At 72.1% G+C, this 18854-nt stretch carries 17 protein-coding genes; 1 reads left to right on the top strand and 16 read right to left on the bottom strand.

Annotation, left to right across the window (positions count from 1 at the left end; all coding sequences use genetic code 11):
* Positions 1–112: 112 nt before the first annotated feature.
* From ABZ172_RS06835 to pyrR, 14 genes are all read right to left on the bottom strand, one after another.
* Positions 113–2257: a primosomal protein N' gene (locus ABZ172_RS06835; protein WP_356880897.1), complete on the bottom strand. Its 2145-nt coding sequence runs from the start codon at positions 2255–2257 to the stop codon at positions 113–115.
* 115 nt (positions 2258–2372) lie between these two features.
* Positions 2373–3596 (bottom strand): methionine adenosyltransferase, encoded by a 1224-nt coding sequence (metK, locus tag ABZ172_RS06830; protein ID WP_356880895.1) that lies wholly within the window; start codon positions 3594–3596, stop codon positions 2373–2375.
* Between the two features lie 242 nt (positions 3597–3838).
* On the bottom strand, positions 3839–5041 hold the full coding sequence (coaBC, locus tag ABZ172_RS06825; protein WP_356880893.1) for a bifunctional phosphopantothenoylcysteine decarboxylase/phosphopantothenate--cysteine ligase CoaBC: 1203 nt from the start codon (positions 5039–5041) through the stop codon (positions 3839–3841).
* Positions 5042–5205: 164 nt separating this feature from the next.
* Complete coding sequence (gene rpoZ / locus ABZ172_RS06820) at positions 5206–5478, bottom strand: DNA-directed RNA polymerase subunit omega (protein ID WP_003970369.1); 273 nt, start codon at positions 5476–5478, stop codon at positions 5206–5208.
* A gap of 100 nt (positions 5479–5578) precedes the next feature.
* Positions 5579–6196, bottom strand: coding sequence for a guanylate kinase (gmk, locus tag ABZ172_RS06815; protein WP_356880891.1), 618 nt, complete (start codon positions 6194–6196; stop codon positions 5579–5581).
* Between the two features lie 38 nt (positions 6197–6234).
* The gene (locus tag ABZ172_RS06810; RefSeq protein WP_014157387.1) at positions 6235–6558 is read right to left on the bottom strand and encodes an integration host factor; all 324 of its coding nucleotides are present in this window, start codon (positions 6556–6558) and stop codon (positions 6235–6237) included.
* A 245-nt stretch (positions 6559–6803) separates the two neighbouring features.
* Entirely contained in the window at positions 6804–7643 is an 840-nt protein-coding gene (gene pyrF / locus ABZ172_RS06805; RefSeq protein ID WP_356880889.1) for an orotidine-5'-phosphate decarboxylase, read from the bottom strand.
* Entirely contained in the window at positions 7640–8749 is a 1110-nt protein-coding gene (locus tag ABZ172_RS06800) for a quinone-dependent dihydroorotate dehydrogenase (RefSeq protein ID WP_356880887.1), read from the bottom strand. The genes pyrF and ABZ172_RS06800 overlap by 4 nt, the downstream gene beginning before the upstream one ends.
* 129 nt (positions 8750–8878) lie before the next feature.
* Positions 8879–12187, bottom strand: a complete 3309-nt coding sequence (carB, locus tag ABZ172_RS06795) for a carbamoyl-phosphate synthase large subunit (RefSeq protein ID WP_356880885.1) — start codon at positions 12185–12187, stop codon at positions 8879–8881.
* Positions 12180–13322 carry a glutamine-hydrolyzing carbamoyl-phosphate synthase small subunit gene (carA, locus tag ABZ172_RS06790; protein ID WP_356880883.1) on the bottom strand — a complete coding sequence of 381 codons (1143 nt, stop codon included), beginning with the start codon at positions 13320–13322 and terminating at the stop codon, positions 12180–12182. Before carA ends, carB begins: the two co-directional genes overlap by 8 nt.
* Complete coding sequence (locus ABZ172_RS06785) at positions 13319–13945, bottom strand: hypothetical protein (RefSeq protein ID WP_356880881.1); 627 nt, start codon at positions 13943–13945, stop codon at positions 13319–13321. Before ABZ172_RS06785 ends, carA begins: the two co-directional genes overlap by 4 nt.
* The gene (locus ABZ172_RS06780; RefSeq protein ID WP_356880879.1) at positions 13942–15228 is read right to left on the bottom strand and encodes a dihydroorotase; all 1287 of its coding nucleotides are present in this window, start codon (positions 15226–15228) and stop codon (positions 13942–13944) included. Before ABZ172_RS06780 ends, ABZ172_RS06785 begins: the two co-directional genes overlap by 4 nt.
* Positions 15229–15230: 2 nt before the next feature.
* Positions 15231–16247 carry an aspartate carbamoyltransferase catalytic subunit gene (locus tag ABZ172_RS06775; protein ID WP_356880877.1) on the bottom strand — a complete coding sequence of 339 codons (1017 nt, stop codon included), beginning with the start codon at positions 16245–16247 and terminating at the stop codon, positions 15231–15233.
* Between the two features lie 86 nt (positions 16248–16333).
* Positions 16334–16918 (bottom strand): bifunctional pyr operon transcriptional regulator/uracil phosphoribosyltransferase PyrR, encoded by a 585-nt coding sequence (gene pyrR, locus ABZ172_RS06770; RefSeq protein ID WP_356880875.1) that lies wholly within the window; start codon positions 16916–16918, stop codon positions 16334–16336.
* A gap of 222 nt (positions 16919–17140) precedes the next feature.
* Here pyrR and bldD point away from each other — a divergent pair, with 222 nt between their 5' ends.
* On the top strand, positions 17141–17641 hold the full coding sequence (gene bldD, locus ABZ172_RS06765; protein ID WP_014157378.1) for a transcriptional regulator BldD: 501 nt from the start codon (positions 17141–17143) through the stop codon (positions 17639–17641).
* A 175-nt stretch (positions 17642–17816) separates the two neighbouring features.
* Here the strand turns inward: bldD and nusB are convergent, their stop codons facing one another.
* Together nusB and efp are read right to left on the bottom strand one after the other, a co-directional pair.
* On the bottom strand, positions 17817–18248 hold the full coding sequence (nusB, locus tag ABZ172_RS06760) for a transcription antitermination factor NusB (RefSeq protein ID WP_356880873.1): 432 nt from the start codon (positions 18246–18248) through the stop codon (positions 17817–17819).
* Positions 18249–18250: 2 nt separating this feature from the next.
* Positions 18251–18817: an elongation factor P gene (efp, locus tag ABZ172_RS06755; protein ID WP_014157376.1), complete on the bottom strand. Its 567-nt coding sequence runs from the start codon at positions 18815–18817 to the stop codon at positions 18251–18253.
* Between the last annotated feature and the right edge of the window lie 37 nt (positions 18818–18854).

Below are 18854 nucleotides of genomic sequence, written 5' to 3'. Positions count from 1 at the left end.
CCGGCCCGGACCGGTCGGCGGGCCGCTCCGGGGGTACGGCGGGTCTCAGGCGGCGCGCTCCTGCCGGACGGGCCCGTTCGCCGTCGTGGTGCGGCGCACCGCCCGGGAGGGGTCAGCCGATGTCCGGCGGGTCGATCCTGATCCGCACGGCATCCCCGGTGCCCCTGGCCGTCCGCGCCGCCTGGGCCGCCTTGAGCGCGGAGGCCAGCGCGGCTCCCCGTCCGGGCGGGACCCTGACCAGCGCCCGCTCCCAGGTCTCGCCGGAGGGCGCGTCCCCCGGTCTGCGGGGGCGGCCGGGGACGGCGCCCGCCACCGGCACCGGGCCGAGCACCTGCGCCTCGGGCGGGAGTGCGGCACCGGCGAGGTACGCGGCCACCGCATCCGGCGGTCCGGTGACCGAGGCCATCCTGGACACCGGCGGGAATCCGAGCTCCGCACGCTCCGCGAGCTCACGCCGCGCGTGGCCGACCGGGTCCCAGCGGACCAGGGCCTGCACCGGCGCCAGCGTCGGCTCGGCCACGACGACCACGGTGCCGCCCTCCGGCCTGCCGCGCACCAGCGCGGCGGCGGCCGTCCAGCGCCGCAGCGCCTCCTCTCCGGCCCGCAGGTCGGGCCGGCCGACCATCGCCCAGCCGTCCAGCAGCAGCGCCGCGGCGTACCCGCCCTCGGCGACCGGCTCCGCCCCGGGGGTGCTGACGACGAGAGCGGGCGTGCCGGGCACGGAGTCGAGCACGTGGTCCCGGCCGGACGTCCGCACCGGGACGGCGGGGAAGGCCCGTCCCAGCTCCTCGGCGGTCCGCCGGGCGCCGACGATCCGGGCCCGCAGCCGCACGCCGCCGCAGCTCCGGCAGCTCCAGGCCGTCTCGGCCCGCCCGCACCAGGCGCAGTCCAGGTCCCGCTGGTCCGGGGCCTGCAGCGGCCCCGCGCAGTGCCGGCACCGGGCCGGTTCGCGGCAGCGCTCGCAGGACAGCCGGGGCGCGTACCCCCGGCGGGGCACCTGGACGAGCACGGGACCGCTGCGCAGGCCCTCCCGGGCGGTCTGCCAGGCCAGGCTGGGCAGGCGCGCCGAGCGGGCGGCGCCGTCCCGCGCCAGCTCCCCGTCACCGACGGTGCGCACCAGGGGCGCCGCGATCCGCAGCTGCTCCCGGTCCGCGCGCAGCGGCAGGGCCCAGCCGTTCTCGACGAGCTGGGCGGCCTCGACCGTGCAGTGCGTGCCGCCCAACAGGAATCCGCAGCCGCCGTGCGCCGCCCGCAGCTCCAGGACCTCCCTGACGTGCGGGAAGGGCGCGTGGTCGTCGCTGTGGCTGGAGTCGCCGTCGTCCCAGAGGGCGACGAGCCCGAGATCGGCGACCGGGGCGAACATCGCGGCCCTGGTCCCGACCACCGCGCGCACGGAGCCGCGCCGCACCGCCAGCCACTGCCGGTAGCGCTTCTCGGGGCCCGAGTCGGCGGTCAGCACGGCGTGCCGCCCCTCCCCCAGCACCTCGGTGAGGGCCGCGTCGATCCGCCCCGCGCTCCGCCCGTCCGGTACGACGACGAGCGCGCCCCGGCCCGAGGCGAGCGTCGCGGCCATGGCGCGGGCGATCTCCTCGGGCCAGTGCGGACCCGGGAGGGCGGTCCACACGGCCCGGGGTGCGCCGCCCTCCGCCAGGGCGCGCAGGAATCCGGGGCCCTGGGCGTACCGCTCCCAGGCTCCCGGTGCCGGGGCGGGCGGCGGCGGCAGGGGCGCGGGCGACGGCTTGCCCTCGGCACGGCCGTTCCTCGGGGGCACGGCGAGCTGCAGCACGTCGGCGAGACTGCCGGCGTAGCGGTCGGCCACGGCCCGGGAGAGCTCCAGCAGCTCCGGGCCGAGCACGGGTTCGGGCGACACGACGTAGGCGAGGGCGGCCAGGGCGCCCTGGTAGTCCGACGAGGCGCGCCGCTCGACGAGGAACCCGTCGATGAGCCCGCCGCCCTCGCGCCGCCCGCCGCGGACCTGGCGGCCGCCCGCTCCGAACCGCACCCGGACGCGGACACCGGGCCGGGCGTCCGCGTCGAGCTCCTCGGGCACCGCGTAGTCGAAGTACTGGTCGAGGTGGAGTGCGCCCTTGTTCACCAGGACGCGGGCGACCGGCAGGTGCTCGGCGAGCGCCGCGCCCCGCCAGGTGCGCGGCTTGGCCCGCGGCACCTCGGCCCGGCGCACCGTCTCCCGGATCAGCGCAAGCTGCTCCGGCGGCCCGGCCCCGGGCTCCTCGGACTGCTCGTCGTCGCTGCTCACAGCCACCTTCCTACCAGACGCCGCTGACACGCCCCGGCCGCGCGGCGGGCGCACGCGCCGGGGCCCGGACACCTCGTGCGGTGTCCGGGCCCCGGCGTGAAGGACTTTCTGCGGGCTACAGCCCCGCCGCCTCGCGCAGCGCGTCCACCCGGTCGGTCCGCTCCCAGGTGAAGTCGGGGAGCTCACGGCCGAAGTGTCCGTACGCCGCGGTCTGGGCGTAGATCGGGCGGAGCAGGTCGAGGTCGCGGATGATCGCGGCCGGGCGGAGGTCGAAGACCTCGCCGATGGCGTGCTCGATCTTCTCCGTGTCGACCGCGGCGGTGCCGAAGGTCTCGACGAACAGGCCCACCGGCTCGGCCTTGCCGATGGCGTAGGCGACCTGGACCTCGCAGCGGCCGGCCAGCCCGGCCGCGACGACGTTCTTGGCGACCCAGCGCATGGCGTAGGCGGCGGAACGGTCGACCTTGGACGGGTCCTTGCCGGAGAAGGCGCCGCCGCCGTGACGGGCCATGCCGCCGTAGGTGTCGATGATGATCTTGCGGCCGGTGAGGCCGGCGTCGCCCATCGGGCCGCCGATCTCGAAGCGGCCGGTCGGGTTCACCAGCAGGCGGTAGCCCTCGGTGTCCAGCTTGATGCCGTCCTCGGTGAGCTGGGACAGCACGTACTCCACGACGAACTCGCGGATGTCGGGGGCGAGCAGCGAGTCCAGGTCGATGTCGGAGGCGTGCTGCGAGGAGACCACGACCGTGTCGAGGCGGACGGCCTTGTCGCCGTCGTACTCGATGGTGACCTGGGTCTTGCCGTCGGGGCGCAGGTACGGGATGGTCCCGTTCTTGCGGACCTCGGAGAGCCTGCGCGAGAGGCGGTGCGCCAGGTAGATCGGCAGCGGCATCAGCTCGGGCGTCTCGTCGCAGGCGTAGCCGAACATCAGCCCCTGGTCACCGGCGCCCTGCTTGTCGAGCTCGTCCTCCGCTTCCCCCCGGGTGACACCCTCGACGCGCTTCTCGTACGCGGTGTCGACACCCTGGGCGATGTCCGGGGACTGCGCCCCGATGGACACCGAGACGCCGCAGGAGGCTCCGTCGAAGCCCTTCTTGGAGGAGTCGTAGCCGATCTCCAGCACCTTGTTGCGCACGAGGTTGGGGATATCGGCGTAGGCCTTGGTCGTGACCTCGCCCGCGACATGCACCAGACCGGTGGTGATGAGGGTCTCGACGGCGACGCGCGAGGTGGGGTCCTCGGTCAGGAGGGCGTCGAGAATCGTGTCGCTGATCTGGTCAGCGATCTTGTCGGGGTGGCCCTCGGTGACGGACTCCGAGGTGAAGAGACGGCGGGACACATCGCTCCCTGGGGTTGCAGCGGCTGCTGGCTGATCATTGGCGGACGTCCGGGAGCTGCGCCCGGCTCGTTCCGTCGACCAGTTTATCGGTCGCGTCCGGTGATCGGGTCAAGCGTCTCGCCCCTTGGGAGTTCTGTGATCTGCGGCACTGTTGACAGCAGTACGACAATCGCCTCCTCCCGGGTGCGGGACACCGCCGGTCGCCATGGGTCCCCCCATGCCGGAGCGGCTCTCCGTGCAATCTAGCCGAAACGCGCGGTCACCAGGTCCCATACCGTGTCCGCGAGCGCTTCCTTGGGCCCGTGCGGCACGGCGGTCTCACTGCCGTCGGCCCCGAGCACGACCGCCTCGTTCTCCTCGGACCCGAAGGTCCTGCTCTCCCCCACCTCGTTCACGACCAGGAGGTCGCAGCCCTTGCGGCGAAGCTTCTCGCGTCCGTGGGCGAGGACGTCGTCGGTCTCGGCGGCGAACCCGACGACGAGCTGTCCGGGCCGCACCCGCTCGGCGGCGACCTCGGCGAGGATGTCGGGGTTGCGGACGAGCGCGACCGGTGCCGGTTCCGCGCCGTCCTTCTTCTTGATCTTCCCGGTCGCGTAGGCGGCGGGCCGGAAGTCGGCGACCGCCGCGGCCATGACCACCACATCGGCGTCGGCGGCCGCCTTCAGCACGGCCTCCCGCAGCTGGACGGCGGTCCCGGCCCGTACGACGTCGGCGCCCGCGGGGTCGGGGAGCCCGGTGTTGGCCTCGACGAGGGTGACCCGCGCGCCCCGTGCGACGGCGGTGCGGGCGAGGGCGTAGCCCTGCTTGCCCGAGGAGCGGTTGCCCAGGTAGCGGACCGGGTCCAGCGGTTCGCGGGTGCCGCCCGCGCTGATCACCACGTGCCGGCCGGCGAGGTCGGGGGCGGCGGGGCCGCGGGTGAGCACCCGCCGGCAGACCTCGAAGATCTCCCCCGGGTCCGGCAGCCGGCCCTTGCCCGTGTCCGCGCCGGTGAGCCGGCCGACGGCGGGCTCGACGACGACGGCGCCGCGGCGGCGCAGGGTGGCGACGTTCTCCCGGGTGGCGGGGTGCTCCCACATCTCGGTGTGCATCGCGGGGGCGAAGACGACCGGACAGCGCGCGGTGAGCAGCGTGTTGGTGAGGAGGTCGTCGGCCAGGCCGTGGGCGGCCCTGGCGAGCAGGTCCGCGGTGGCGGGGGCGACCACGACAAGGTCCGCCGCCTGCCCGGTCCTGACGTGCGGCACCTCGTGCACGTCCTCCCAGACCTCGGTGGAGACGGGGTTCCCGGACAGGGCCGACCAGGTGGCCGCCCCCACGAAGTTCAACGAGGCCGCGGTCGGCACGACCCGTACGTCGTGGCCGGACTCGGTGAGCCTGCGGAGCAGTTCGCACGCCTTGTACGCGGCGATGCCCCCGCTGACCCCCAGGACGACCTTCGGCTTCTCCACTGCGTCTCCCCGCACTCGTGTCCCCGCACCCGCGTGCGGCCTCGTGGCGTACGCCCCCATGCTGCCTCACCGCCCGCGGTCCGCTCCGCCGGGCCCGGACACACCTCAGGCCCGGCGGTCGAAGGCCGCCGGGCCTGAGGTGAAGGTGCGGGGTGCTGCCAGTCCTACTGGGCGGGGCCCTCGATGGCCTCGGAGGTCAGCAGGCCCGCGTTGATCTCGCGGAGCGCGATCGAGAGCGGCTTCTCGTGCACGTGGGTGTCGACGAGCGGACCGACGTACTCGAGGAGGCCTTCGCCGAGCTGCGAGTAGTACGCATTGATCTGGCGCGCGCGCTTGGCGGCGTAGATCACGAGGCTGTACTTCGAGTCGGTGGCCTCGAGGAGCTCATCAATCGGCGGGTTGATGATGCCCTCGGGCGTGGTGATGGAAGAGGACACTCTCTGCCTTCCGAAGGGGATAGAGATCAAAGAGATCTTTGATCATGCTGGTTCCGCAGTGGTGCTCTGCGTCCGCGGACGTGCCGGGGACCGGGTGGGCTCAGCCGTCGGTACCGCGGAGGCCGGAAGCCTGCAGCATCAACGTTAGCAGCTCGCGCGCGACGTCCTCGACGGAGGTGTTGACCAGGGTCGTGTCGAACTCGGACTCCGCGGCCAGCTCGACCCTGGCCGCCGCGAGGCGGCGCTCGATCACCTCGGGCGCCTCGGTCCCGCGGCCGGTGAGCCGGCGCACCAGCTCGTCCCAGCCGGGCGGCGCGAGGAAGACGAGCTGCGCCTCGGGCATCGACTGGCGGACCAGCCGGGCGCCCTGCAGGTCGATCTCCAGCAGCACCGGCTCGCCCGCCTCCAGGCGGTCGAGCACGGCCCGGCGAGGCGTGCCGTAGCGGTTGCCGGCGAACTCGGCCCACTCCAGCAGCTCGCCGTTGGCGATCAGCTTGTCGAACTCCTCGTCGTCCACGAAGAAGTAGTGGACACCGTTGCGCTCGCCGGGGCGCGGCTTCCGTGTCGTCGCGGACACCGAGAGCCAGACCTCGGGATGGACCGAGCGCATATGAGCGACGACCGTGCTCTTGCCGACCCCGGAGGGGCCGGAGAGCACGGTCAGCCGCGGACGTACGTCCGGGGGTACGGGGGACGTCCCCCGGGATGTTGCAGCCATGGGGCGATTATCCCCGTTCTCGGCAGTGCCTGAGAACGTCAGGCGGCGCTGCCGCCGAACTCACGCTCCAGGGATGCGATCTGGTTGGAGCCGAGACCCCGGACCCGACGGCTCTCGGAGATGCCGAGCCGCTCCATGATCTGCTTGGCGCGGACCTTGCCCACGCCGGGCAGGGACTCCAGGAGGGCGGAGACCTTCATCTTGCCGATGACGTCGTTCTCCTGGCCCTGCTTGATGACCTCATGGAGCGAGGCGCCGGAGTGCTTGAGTCGATTCTTGACCTCGGCCCGCTCCCGGCGAGCCGCGGCGGCCTTTTCGAGCGCGGCTGCGCGCTGTTCAGGGGTAAGGGGCGGAAGAGCCACGCCTACGTCACCTCGGATGTCGATCTGTCGGATACGGACCGGTGCGGACCCTGGACGGCTCCACACCTGGTGAGCAACGAACAACGTGTACTCGTTGGCTCTCGACGGAGACTAGCGGCCAAGGCCGCCTGAGTCAGCGAGAACAGACGAAAAGTCCTGGTCAGCTGACACCGACCCGGACATTCATCCCATAACAACCCGGATTTCCGGTCAGGATTCCGCCGACACGCTGTTACGTGGCATGGTCACCTTTCCGGGACGGCCGTTCGGACCTCGTCCGCGAACCGTCCGGCGGCTTCGCGCAGCCCTGACACGTCCGGTCCGTGGCGCAGCACGCCCCGGCTCACGCTCGGCACGACGTTGCGCACCGCGGCGCCGAAGACACGCGGGAGATCCGCGGGCGTGGCGCCCTGGGCGCCGATGCCGGGAGCGAGCAGCGGACCGTTGACCGACAGGTCGGCCCCGGCGTCCCCGAGCGTGGCGCCGACCACGGCCCCGACGGACCCGAGCGGGGTCGCGCCGGCGTTCTCGGCGGCCATGTGGTCGAGCATCACCTGCGCCAGCGACCGTCCGTCCGCGGCGGTGGCGCGCTGGACCTCGGCACCCTCCGGGTTGGAGGTGAGGGCGAGCACGAAGACCCCCGTGCCGGAGGCGGCGGCGGCGTCGAGCGCCGGGCGCAGCGAGCCGAAGCCGAGGTACGGCGAGACGGTGACCGCGTCGGAGAACAGCGGCGCGTCCTCGTGGAGGTACGTGGCGGCGTAGGCGGCCATCGTGGAGCCGATGTCGCCCCGCTTGGCGTCCATGAGCACCAGGGCGCCCGCCGCGCGGGCCTCCTCGACGGCCTTCTCCAGGACCGCGGTGCCGCGCGAGCCGAAGCGCTCGAAGAACGCGGACTGCGGCTTGAGCACGGCGACCCGGTCGGCGAGCGCCTCGACGACCGTGCGGGTGAAGCGTTCGAGGCCCGCGACGTCGTCGTTCAGGCCCCAGGAGCTGAGCAGGGAGGCGTGCGGGTCGATGCCGACGCAGAGCGGCCCGCGGGTGTCCATGGCGTGGCGCAGGCGCGCGCCGAAGGGTTCCCGGGTCACCGTGCGGCCCTCCGTGTGCCGGCGCCGACGGCTTCGGCGAGGGTGGCGTACGGGGAGGCGGCCAGCCGGGCGGCCAGGCCCTTGTGGACGGCGCGGGCGTAGAACGGCCCCTCGTAGACGAAGGCGCTGTAGCCCTGGACGAGCGTGGCGCCGGCCAGGATGCGCTGCCAGGCGTCCTCGGCGTTCTCGACGCCTCCGACGCCCACCAGGGTCAGCCGGGTCCCCACACGGGCGTACAGGCGGCTCAGGACCTCCAGGGAGCGCTCCTTGAGGGGTGCGCCGGAGAGCCCGCCGGTCTCCCGGACCAGGGCGTCGGGCGACGTCAGGCCGAGGCCGTCGCGGGCGATGGTGGTGTTGGTGGCGATGATGCCGTCCAGACCGAGCTCGACCGCGAGGTCGGCCACCGCGTCGATGTCCTCGTCGGCGAGGTCCGGGGCGATCTTGACGAGCAGCGGGACGCGCCGGTGGGTGACGGTGCGGTCGGCGGCCTCGCGCACCGCCGTGAGCAGCGGACGCAGCGCCTCGGCGGCCTGGAGATTCCGCAGGCCGGGCGTGTTGGGCGAGGAGACGTTCACGACGAGGTAGTCGGCGTGCGCGGCGAGCCGCTCGGTGGACTTCACGTAGTCGCCGACGGCCTCGGCCTCGGGGACGGCCTTGGTCTTCCCGATGTTGACGCCCACGGTGGTGCGGAAGACGGGGGTGCGGGCGGCGAGGCGCTCCGCCACGGCCGCCGAGCCCTCGTTGTTGAAGCCCATCCGGTTGATCAGGGCGCGGTCGGCGACCAGGCGGAACAGCCGCTTCTTCGGGTTCCCGGGCTGCGGCTCCCCGGTGACCGTGCCGATCTCGATGTGGTCGAAGCCGAGCATGGACATGCCGTCGATGGCGACCGCGTTCTTGTCGAAGCCGGCGGCGAGCCCGAAGGGTCCGTGCATCCGCAGCCCGAGGGCCTCGGTGCGCAGCTCCTCGTGGCGGGGGGCGAGCGCGGCGGCGAGGAAGGTGCGCAGCACGGGGACGCGGGCGGCGAGGCGGATCCAGCGGAACGCCAGGTGGTGCGCCTGCTCCGGGTCCATCCGCTTGAAGACCAGCTGGAAGAAGAGTTTGTACATCACGGTGTCCTCATGACGAGGGGGACACCGTTTCGGGTATCCCCCCGGGGGAGCGGGCCAGGATCGTGCGCCGGGACCGGGCCGGGCCGTGGAGCGGACTCCGCGGGCCGGCCCGGCCGGTCGGGGACCTCAGTCGCGGGCGGCGGTGAGGTGCTCCGCGTGCTCCTGGAGGGACCGGACGCCGACCCCGCCGTGGTTGAGCGCGTCGATGCCCTGGACGGCGGCGGCGAGCGCCTGGACCGTCGTGAGGCACGGCACGGACCGGGCGACGGCCGCGGTGCGGATCTCGTAGCCGTCGAGCCGGCCGCCCGTCCCGTACGGCGTGTTCACGATGAGATCGACCTCGCCGTCGTGGATCAGCTGGACGATGGTCTTCTCGCCGTTCGGGCCCTCGCCCTCGGAGAGCTTGCGCACGACGGTGGCGTTGATGCCGTTGCGCTTGAGGACCTCGGCGGTGCCGGAGGTGGCCATCAGCTCGAAGCCGTGGGCGACCAGCTCGCGGGCCGGGAAGATCATCGTGCGCTTGTCGCGGTTGGCGACCGAGATGAACGCGCGTCCCCTGGTCGGCAGCGGGCCGTACGCCCCGGCCTGCGACTTGGCGTACGCCGTGCCGAAGACGGAGTCGATGCCCATGACCTCGCCGGTGGAGCGCATCTCCGGGCCGAGGACCGTGTCGACGCCGCGGCCCTGGATGTCGCGGAAGCGCGACCAGGGCATGACGGCCTCCTTGACGGAGATCGGCGCGTCCAGCGGCAGGGTGCCGCCGTCACCGGTCTTCGGCAGCAGGCCCTCGGCACGCAGTTCCGCGACGGTGGCGCCGAGCGAGATGCGGGCTGCGGCCTTCGCGAGCGGGACGGCGGTCGCCTTCGAGGTGAAGGGGACGGTCCGGGAGGCGCGCGGGTTGGCCTCCAGGACGTAGAGGATGTCCCCGGACAGCGCGAACTGGATGTTGATCAGTCCGCGGACGCCGACCCCCTTGGCGATGCCCTCCGTGGAGGCCCGCAGCCGCTTGACGTCGTAGCCGCCGAGCGTGATCGGGGGCAGCGCGCAGGCGGAGTCGCCGGAGTGGATGCCGGCCTCCTCGATGTGCTCCATGACGCCGCCGAGGTAGAGCTCGGTGCCGTCGTACAGCGCGTCGACGTCGATCTCGATCGCGTCGTCGAGGAAGCGGTCGACCAGGACCGGCCGGGTGGGGCTGATCTCGGTGGACTCCTCGATGTACGAGGAGAGGCGGGCCTCGTCGTAGACGATCTCCATGCCGCGGCCGCCGAGCACGTACGACGGGCGCACGAGGACGGGGTAGCCGATCTCGTCGGCGATGGCCTTGGCCTCGGCGAAGGTGGTGGCGGTGCCGTGCTTCGGGGCCGGGAGTCCGGCCTCGGCGAGGACCCGGCCGAAGGCGCCGCGGTCCTCGGCGGCGTGGATCGCCTCGGGGGACGTCCCGACGACGGGCACGCCGTTGTCCTTGAGCGCCTGCGAGAGGCCGAGCGGGGTCTGGCCGCCGAGCTGGACGACGACACCGGCGACGGGGCCCGCCAGCGTCTCGGCGTGCACGATCTCCAGCACGTCCTCCAGGGTGAGCGGCTCGAAGTAGAGCCGGTCGGAGGTGTCGTAGTCGGTGGAGACGGTCTCGGGGTTGCAGTTGACCATCACGGTCTCGTAGCCCGCGTCGTGCAGGGCGAAGGAGGCGTGGACGCACGAGTAGTCGAACTCGATGCCCTGGCCGATGCGGTTCGGACCGGAGCCGAGGATGATCACCGCGGGCCTGGTGCGGGGCGCGACCTCGCTCTCCTCGTCGTAGGAGGAGTAGAAGTACGGGGTCTTCGCGGCGAACTCGGCGGCGCAGGTGTCGACGGTCTTGTAGACCGGCCGGATGCCGAGCGCGTGCCGGACCTCGCGCACGACGTCCTCGCGCAGACCGCGGATCCCGCCGATCTGGGCGTCGGAGAAGCCGTGCCGCTTGGCCTCGGCGAGCAGGTCGGTGTCCAGGCGCTCGGCGGCGGCCAGCTCGTCGGCGATCTCCTTGATCAGGAAGAGCTGGTCGACGAACCAGGGGTCGATCTTCGTGGCGTCGAAGACCTCCTCCTGGGTGGCGCCGGCGCGGATCGCCTGCATCACGGTGTTGATGCGGCCGTCCGTGGGGCGGACCGCCTCGGCGAGCAGCTCGGCCTTGTCCCCGGTCTCCCCGGTGAAGGCGAACTGCGAGCCCTTCTTCTCCAGCGAGCGCAGCGCCTTCTGGAGGGCCTCGGTGAAGTTGCGGCCGATCGCCATGGCCTCGCCCACCGACTTCATGGTGGTGGTGAGGGTGGAGTCGGCGGACGGGAACTTCTCGAAGGCGAAGCGCGGGGCCTTGACGACGACGTAGTCGAGGGTCGGCTCGAAGGACGCCGGGGTCTTCTCCGTGATGTCGTTCGGGATCTCGTCCAGCGTGTAGCCGACGGCCAGCTTGGCGGCGATCTTCGCGATCGGGAAGCCGGTGGCCTTGGAGGCGAGCGCGGAGGACCGGGAGACGCGCGGGTTCATCTCGATGACGATGACCCGGCCGTCGGCGGGGTCGATGGCGAACTGGATGTTGCAGCCGCCGGTGTCGACGCCGACCTCGCGGATGATCGCGATGCCGACGTCGCGCAGCCGCTGGTACTCACGGTCGGTGAGCGTCATCGCCGGGGCGACCGTGATCGAGTCGCCGGTGTGGACGCCCATCGGGTCGAAGTTCTCGATGGAGCAGACGACCACGACGTTGTCGTTCTTGTCGCGCATCAGCTCCAGCTCGTACTCCTTCCAGCCGAGGATGGACTCCTCCAGGAGCACCTCGGTGGTGGGCGAGAGCGTGAGGCCCTGTCCGGCGATGCGGCGCAGCTCCTCCTCGTCGTGGGCGAAGCCGGAGCCGGCGCCGCCCATGGTGAAGGAGGGGCGGACGACGACGGGGTAGCCGCCCAGGGTGTCGACGCCCGCGATGACGTCGTCCATGGTGTGGCAGATGACGGAGCGGGCGGACTCGCCGTACCCGATCTTGGCCTTGACGGCTTCGACGACGCCCTTGAAGAGGTCGCGGTCCTCGCCCTTGTTGATGGCCTCGACGTTGGCGCCGATGAGCTCGACGCCGTACTTCTCCAGCACGCCGTTGTCGTGCATGGAGATCGCGGTGTTGAGCGCCGTCTGGCCGCCCAGGGTCGGGAGGAGCGCGTCGGGGCGCTCCTTGGCGATGATCTTCTCGACGAACTCGGGGGTGATCGGCTCGACGTAGGTGGCGTCGGCGATCTCCGGGTCGGTCATGATCGTCGCCGGGTTGGAGTTCACCAGGATGACGCGCAGGCCCTCGGCCTTGAGGACCCGGCAGGCCTGGGTGCCGGAGTAGTCGAACTCGGCGGCCTGTCCGATGACGATCGGACCGGAGCCGATGACCAGGACGGACCGGATATCGGAGCGCTTAGGCACGCTGGCCCTCCATCAGGGTGACGAAACGGTCGAAGAGGTACGCGGCGTCGTGCGGGCCCGCGGCCGCCTCGGGGTGGTACTGGACGCTGAAGGCCGGCTGGTCGAGCAGCTGGAGCCCTTCGACGACCTGGTCGTTCAGGCAGACGTGGGAGACCTCGGCGCGGCCGAACTCCGTGTCGGAGACCCGGTCGAGCGGGGCGTCGACGGCGAAGCCGTGGTTGTGCGCGGTGACCTCGACCTTGCCGGTCGTGCGGTCCTGCACGGGCTGGTTGATGCCCCGGTGGCCGTACTTCAGCTTGTAGGTGCCGAAGCCGAGCGAGCGGCCGAGGATCTGGTTGCCGAAGCAGATGCCGAAGAGCGGGGTCTTCCGCTCCAGGACGCCGCGCATGACCGAGACCGGGTGGTCGGCGGTGGACGGGTCGCCGGGGCCGTTGGAGAAGAACACGCCGTCGGGCCGGACGGCGTACACGTCCTCCAGGGTGGCGGTGGCGGGCAGCACGTGGACCTCGATGCCGCGCTCGGCCATGCGGTGCGGGGTCATGCCCTTGATGCCGAGGTCGATCGCCGCGACGGTGAACTTCCTGGTGCCGACGGCGGGGACGACGTACGCCTCCTTGGTGGCGACCTCGGCCGCGAGGTCGGCGCCGGTCATCTCGGGCGCCTGGCGCACCTTGGCCAGCAGTATGCCCTCGTCCTGGACGGCGTTGCCGGAGAAGATGCCGACGCGCATCGCGCCGCGCTCGCGCAGGTGGCGGGTGAGCGCACGGGTGTCGACGCCGCTGATGCCGACGACGCCCTGGCTCACGAGTTCCTCGTCCAGCGACCGGCGGGAGCGCCAGTTGGACGGCACCCGGGCGGGGTCGCGCACGACGTAGCCGGAGACCCAGATGCGTCCCGACTCGGGGTCCTCGTCGTTCACGCCGGTGTTGCCGACGTGCGGGGCGGTCATGACGACGACCTGGCGGTGGTACGAGGGGTCGGTCAGGGTCTCCTGGTAGCCGGTCATGCCGGTGGAGAACACCGCCTCGCCGAAGGTCTCCCCCACGGCCCCGTAGGCACGGCCGCGGAAGGAGCGGCCGTCCTCCAGGACGAGTACGGCGGGAGCTTTTCCTGCTCCCCGGGTGGAGGTCGTCATCGTGCGGTGCCTTCCGTCGTGCTGGTGGTGGTGGTGGCGGTGAGGTGGTCGCCGGCGGTGCCGGCGAGGCGGTTGACGGCGTCGACCCAGGCCCGGTGCTCGGCCGCGCGGTCGGAGCGGAAGCCCGAGTCGATCAGCCGGTCGCCGTGCGCCCAGGTGATGACCAGCAGGCCGCCCTCGGGCAGGACCTTGCCGGCGAGCGCCTTGTCGAGCCTGGCCTCGCGCAGGGCGGCGGCCGGCACGAAGAAGTCGGCGGCGCCGGGACGGACGACGTCCAGGCCCTGTGCGGTGAGGGTCAGCTCGGTCCGGCTGCGGGTGCCGAGGCCGTGCGCGACGATCCGGTCGAGCCACTGCCCGGCGGTCGTGGACGCGTGGTACCGGCCGGTGAGGGTGAGGAGCTTCTCGCCGTCCTCGAACCCCTCGGGGGTGGCCGGGAGCCCGGGGAGCCCGGACTGCAGGCTGCCCCGCCACTTCCATCCCTGGCGCATGAGCCAGTAGACGAAGGCGACGAGGACGACCAGTGCGAGGACCCAGCTGATGCGGGCGGACCAGTCCGTCACCTCGGCCGACTTCTGGTCCGCGGCCAGCCGGTACAGCTGATGGGTGGGGGTGAGTGTTGTCACGCGAGCTTCCCGTCGACGACCGTGGCACGGCCCCGCAGGAAGGTGTGGGTCACTCGGCCGGGCAGCTCGCGACCCTCGTAGGGAGTGTTGCGGCTGCGGGAGGCGAAGCCCGCGGGGTCCACAGCTCCACGGTATGCCGGATCGACCAGGGTGAGGTTGGCGGGCTCACCCGCCGAGACGGGCCGGCCGTGTCCTTCGAGCCTGCCGATGGCCGCGGGGCGCAGCGACATGCGGTCGGCGACGCCCGCCCAGTCGAGCAGTCCGGTGTCCACCATCGTCTGCTGGACCACGGAGAGCGCGGTCTCCAGCCCGACCATGCCCATGGCCGCGGCGGCCCACTCGCAGTCCTTGTCCTCGTGCGGGTGCGGCGCGTGGTCGGTGGCGACGCAGTCGATGGTGCCGTCGGCGAGCGCCTCGCGCAGGGCCATGACGTCGGCCTCGGTGCGCAGCGGCGGGTTCACCTTGTAGACGGGGTCGTAGGTGCGGACGAGCTCGTCGGTGAGCAGCAGGTGGTGCGGGGTCACCTCGGCGGTGACGTCCCAGCCCTTGGACTTGGCCCAGCGGACGATCTCCACGGAGCCGGCGGTCGACAGGTGGCAGATGTGCACGCGCGATCCGACGTGGGCGGCGAGCAGCACGTCGCGGGCGATGATCGACTCCTCGGCGACGGCGGGCCAGCCGCCGAGACCGAGCTCGGCCGAGACGACGCCCTCGTTCATCTGGGCGCCCTCGGTGAGGCGGGGCTCCTGGGCGTGCTGGGCGACGACGCCGTCGAAGGCCTTCACGTACTCCAGCGCGCGGCGCATGATCACGGCGTCGTCGACGCACTTGCCGTCGTCGGAGAAGACCTTCACCCCGGCGGCGGAGTCGTGCATGGCGCCGAGCTCGGCGAGGTGCTTGCCCTCCAGGCCGACCGTGACGGCGCCGACGGGCTGCACGTCGCAGTAGCCGGACTCCCTGCCGAGCCGCCAGACCTGCTCGACGACGCCGGCGGTGTCGGCGACGGGGAAGGTGTTGGCCATGGCGTGGACGGCGGTGAATCCGCCGACGGCGGCGGCCTTGGTACCGGTGAGGACCGTCTCGGAGTCCTCGCGGCCCGGCTCCCGCAGATGGGTGTGCAGGTCGACGAGGCCGGGCAGCAGGATCCGGCCCGCGGCCTCGATCACGGTGGCGCCCTCGGCGTCGAGCCCGGTGCCGGTGGCGGCGACGGTCTCGCCCTCGATGAGGACGTCCTGCGGCTCTCCGCCGAGGATCTTCGCGCCGCGGATCAGGATCTTGCTCATGGTCACTTGTTCTCCTCGGTACGGGCGGCTGCGGACGGCAGGGCGGTCTCGGAACCGCCCAGCAGCAGGTACAGGACGGCCATGCGGGTGGAGACGCCGTTCGCGACCTGTTCGACGGCGGTGCAGCGGTCGGAGTCGGCGACCTCGGCCGTGATCTCCATGCCGCGGACCATCGGGCCGGGGTGCATGACGACGGCGTGCTCCGGCATCCTCGCCATGCGCTCGCCGTCCAGGCCGTAGCGCCGGGAGTACTCGCGCTCGGTCGGGAAGTAGGCGGCGTTCATCCGCTCGCGCTGCACACGGAGCATCATGACCGCGTCCGACTGCGGCAGCACGTCGTCGAGGCGGTAGCTGACGTCGCAGGGCCACTGCTCGACGCCGACCGGCACGAGGGTGGGCGGGGCCACCAGCGTGACGTGCGCGCCGAGGGTGTGCAGCAGGTGCACGTTGGAGCGGGCCACCCGGCTGTGCAGGATGTCGCCCACGACCGTGACGCGGCGGCCGTCGAGGTCGCGCCCGATCCCCGCGTCGGGGCCGACCAGCCGGCGGCGGATGGTGAACGCGTCCAGCAGGGCCTGGGTGGGGTGCTCGTGCGTGCCGTCACCGGCGTTGACCACGGCGCTGTCGATCCAGCCCGAGGTGGCCAGGCGGTACGGGGCTCCGGAGGCGCCGTGCCGGATGACGACGGCGTCGGCGCCCATCGCCTCCAGGGTCAGGGCGGTGTCCTTGAGGGACTCGCCCTTGGAGACCGACGAGCCCTTCGCGGAGAAGTTGATGACGTCGGCGGAGAGGCGCTTGGCAGCGGCCTCGAAGGAGATCCGCGTCCGGGTCGAGTCCTCGAAGAAAAGGTTGACGACCGTTCGTCCACGCAGGGTGGGGAGTTTCTTGATCGGCCGGTCCGCGACCCGGGCCATCTCCTCGGCGGTGTCGAGGATCAGGACGGCGTCGTCGCGGGTGAGGTCGGCGGCCGAGATCAGGTGGCGGGGTGTCCGGGAGGTGTCCCCGGGAGGGCGCAGCATCTGAGGGTCTCCGTGAAGGGTGGAGGGATCAGGCGGGCGTGCGGAGGCAGCCGTGCGTCCGGTGGGACGCACGGGACGGGACTCGGCTACTGCTCGCCTGCCGGAGCGGTCTGCTTGACACCGAGCAGCACGGCGTCGCGGCCGTCCTCCTCGGCGAGCTGGACCCTGACCGTCTCCCGCAGCGACGTGGGGAGGTTCTTGCCGACGTAGTCGGCGCGGATCGGCAGCTCGCGGTGGCCACGGTCGACGAGGACCGCGAGCTGCACCGCACGCGGCCGGCCGATGTCACCGAGCGCGTCGAGCGCGGCGCGGATCGTGCGCCCGGAGAAGAGCACGTCGTCGACGAGGACGACGAGACGGTCCTCGATGCCCTCGCCGGGGATCTCGGTGCGGCCGAGGGCGCGCGCCGGACGCATCCGCAGGTCGTCGCGGTACATCGTGATGTCGAGCGACCCGACCGGCGTCTTCCGGCCGGTGATCTCCTCGAGCTTTTCGGCCAGCCGGCCGGCGAGGAAGACCCCGCGGGTCGGGATGCCGAGAAGCACCACGTCGTCGGCGCCCTTGGCGCGTTCGACGATCTCGTGGGCGATCCGGGTCAGTGCCCGGGCGATGTCGGGAGCCTCCAGAACGGGGCGTGCCGCATTGCCGGGGTGGTCGTGCTGTGCGTCCATAAGAAACGGACCTCCTTCTCCGCCTCACTGGACGGACGTTAAAGGACGTCGAAATTGCGTCATCCACGTTACCAGGGCTTGCGTGAGGCCTTGGCCCGGCCCCCGGGAGGCACCGGTCCGGACCGTTTCGGCTTGACGCATCCATGTAACGCTGCGTAACCTCACAGTGAGTTACCAGCCACGCGGCCCAGCCGCAGAATGTTCCAGCGTCCGGGGAGCCTTATGTCCAGCGAATACGCAAAGCAGCTCGGGGCCAAGCTCCGCGCCATCCGCACCCAGCAGGGTCTCTCCCTCCACGGCGTGGAGGAGAAGTCGCAGGGCCGCTGGAAGGCCGTCGTGGTCGGTTCCTACGAGCGCGGCGACCGCGCCGTGACCGTGCAGCGCCTTGCCGAGCTGGCCGACTTCTACGGCGTCCCGGTGCAGGAGCTCCTGCCGGGCACGACCCCCGGCGGTGCCGCCGAGCCGCCGCCGAAGCTGGTCCTCGACCTGGAGCGCCTGGCCCACGTGCCGCCGGAGAAGGCCGGCCCGCTCCAGCGTTACGCGGCCACCATCCAGAGCCAGCGCGGTGACTACAACGGCAAGGTGCTCTCGATCCGCCAGGACGACCTGCGCACCCTGGCCGTGATCTACGACCAGTCGCCGTCCGTGCTCACCGAGCAGCTGATCAGCTGGGGTGTGCTGGACGCCGACGCGCGTCGCGCGGTGGCCCACGACGAGGGCTGACCGGCACCGCGCAGCACGTACCGCCGGGTCGGCGGGGGCTTCGGCCCCGGCCGGCCCGGCGTTGTCATGTCCGCCCCGCACCGGCCGGCCGCGTTCCCGGTGGGCCCCGGGTACGCCGAAGGGCCCACGGCCCTGTCGGTCCGTGGGCCCTTCGTGCGGCGCGGAGCCGCCGGGGTCACTGCTCCCGGCGGAGGTTCGGCTTGAGGTCCTTGAACCGGGCCAGCAGGCCGTTCACGAAGGCCGGGGAGTCGTCCGTGGAGAACTCCTTGGCCAGCTGGACCGCCTCGTCGATCACCACGGCGTCCGGGGTGGTGTCCATCCAGATCAGCTCGTACGCGCCGAGCCGCAGGATGTTCCGGTCGACGACCGGCATGCGGTCGATCTCCCAGTCCACGGCGTAGGTGACGATGAGGTCGTCGATCCGGTCCGCGTACTGCGCGTACCCCTCGACCAGCTCCATCGTGAATTCACCGACCGGCGGCTGACGGTCGTCGGTCCGCGAGAGCCGCACCCAGTCCGCGAGGACCGTCTGCACGGACTGACCGCGCTGGTCGGCCTCGAACAGGATCTGGAAGGCGCGCTTGCGGGCCTTGTTCCGGGCAGCCACGGTTAGCTGTTCACCCGGCCGAGGTAGTCGCCCGAGCGGGTGTCGACCTTGATCTTCTCGCCCGTGGTGATGAAGAGCGGGACGCCGATCTCGTAACCGGTCTCCAGGGTGGCGGGCTTGGTGCCACCGGTGGAGCGGTCGCCCTGGACACCCGGGTCGGTGTGCTGGATGGTCAGCTCGACCGCGGCGGGCAGCTCGACGTAGAGCACCTCGCCCTCGTGCTGGGCGACGGAGGCGGTGAAGCCCTCGATCAGGAAGTTGGCGGCGTCGCCGACGGACTTGCGGTCGACCATGAGCTGGTCGTACGTGTCCATGTCCATGAAGACGAAGTACTCGCCGTCCATGTACGAGAACTGCATGTCCCGGCGGTCGATGGTGGCCGTTTCGACCTTCACGCCGGCGTTGAACGTCTTGTCGACGACCTTGCCGGAGAGCACGTTCTTGAGCTTGGTGCGCACGAAGGCGGGGCCCTTGCCGGGCTTGACGTGCTGGAACTCGACGACGGACCAGAGCTGGCCTCCGTCGAGCTTGAGCACCAGGCCGTTCTTGAGGTCGTTCGTGGAAGCCACGGTTGCGGAATCTCCTGGACTGAAGCTGGTGGACGGC

The organism is Streptomyces sp. NPDC006296, from assembly GCF_040613235.1.
Taxonomy (GTDB): domain Bacteria; phylum Actinomycetota; class Actinomycetes; order Streptomycetales; family Streptomycetaceae; genus Streptomyces.
This window is presented reverse-complemented; position numbering and strand designations above follow the sequence as displayed.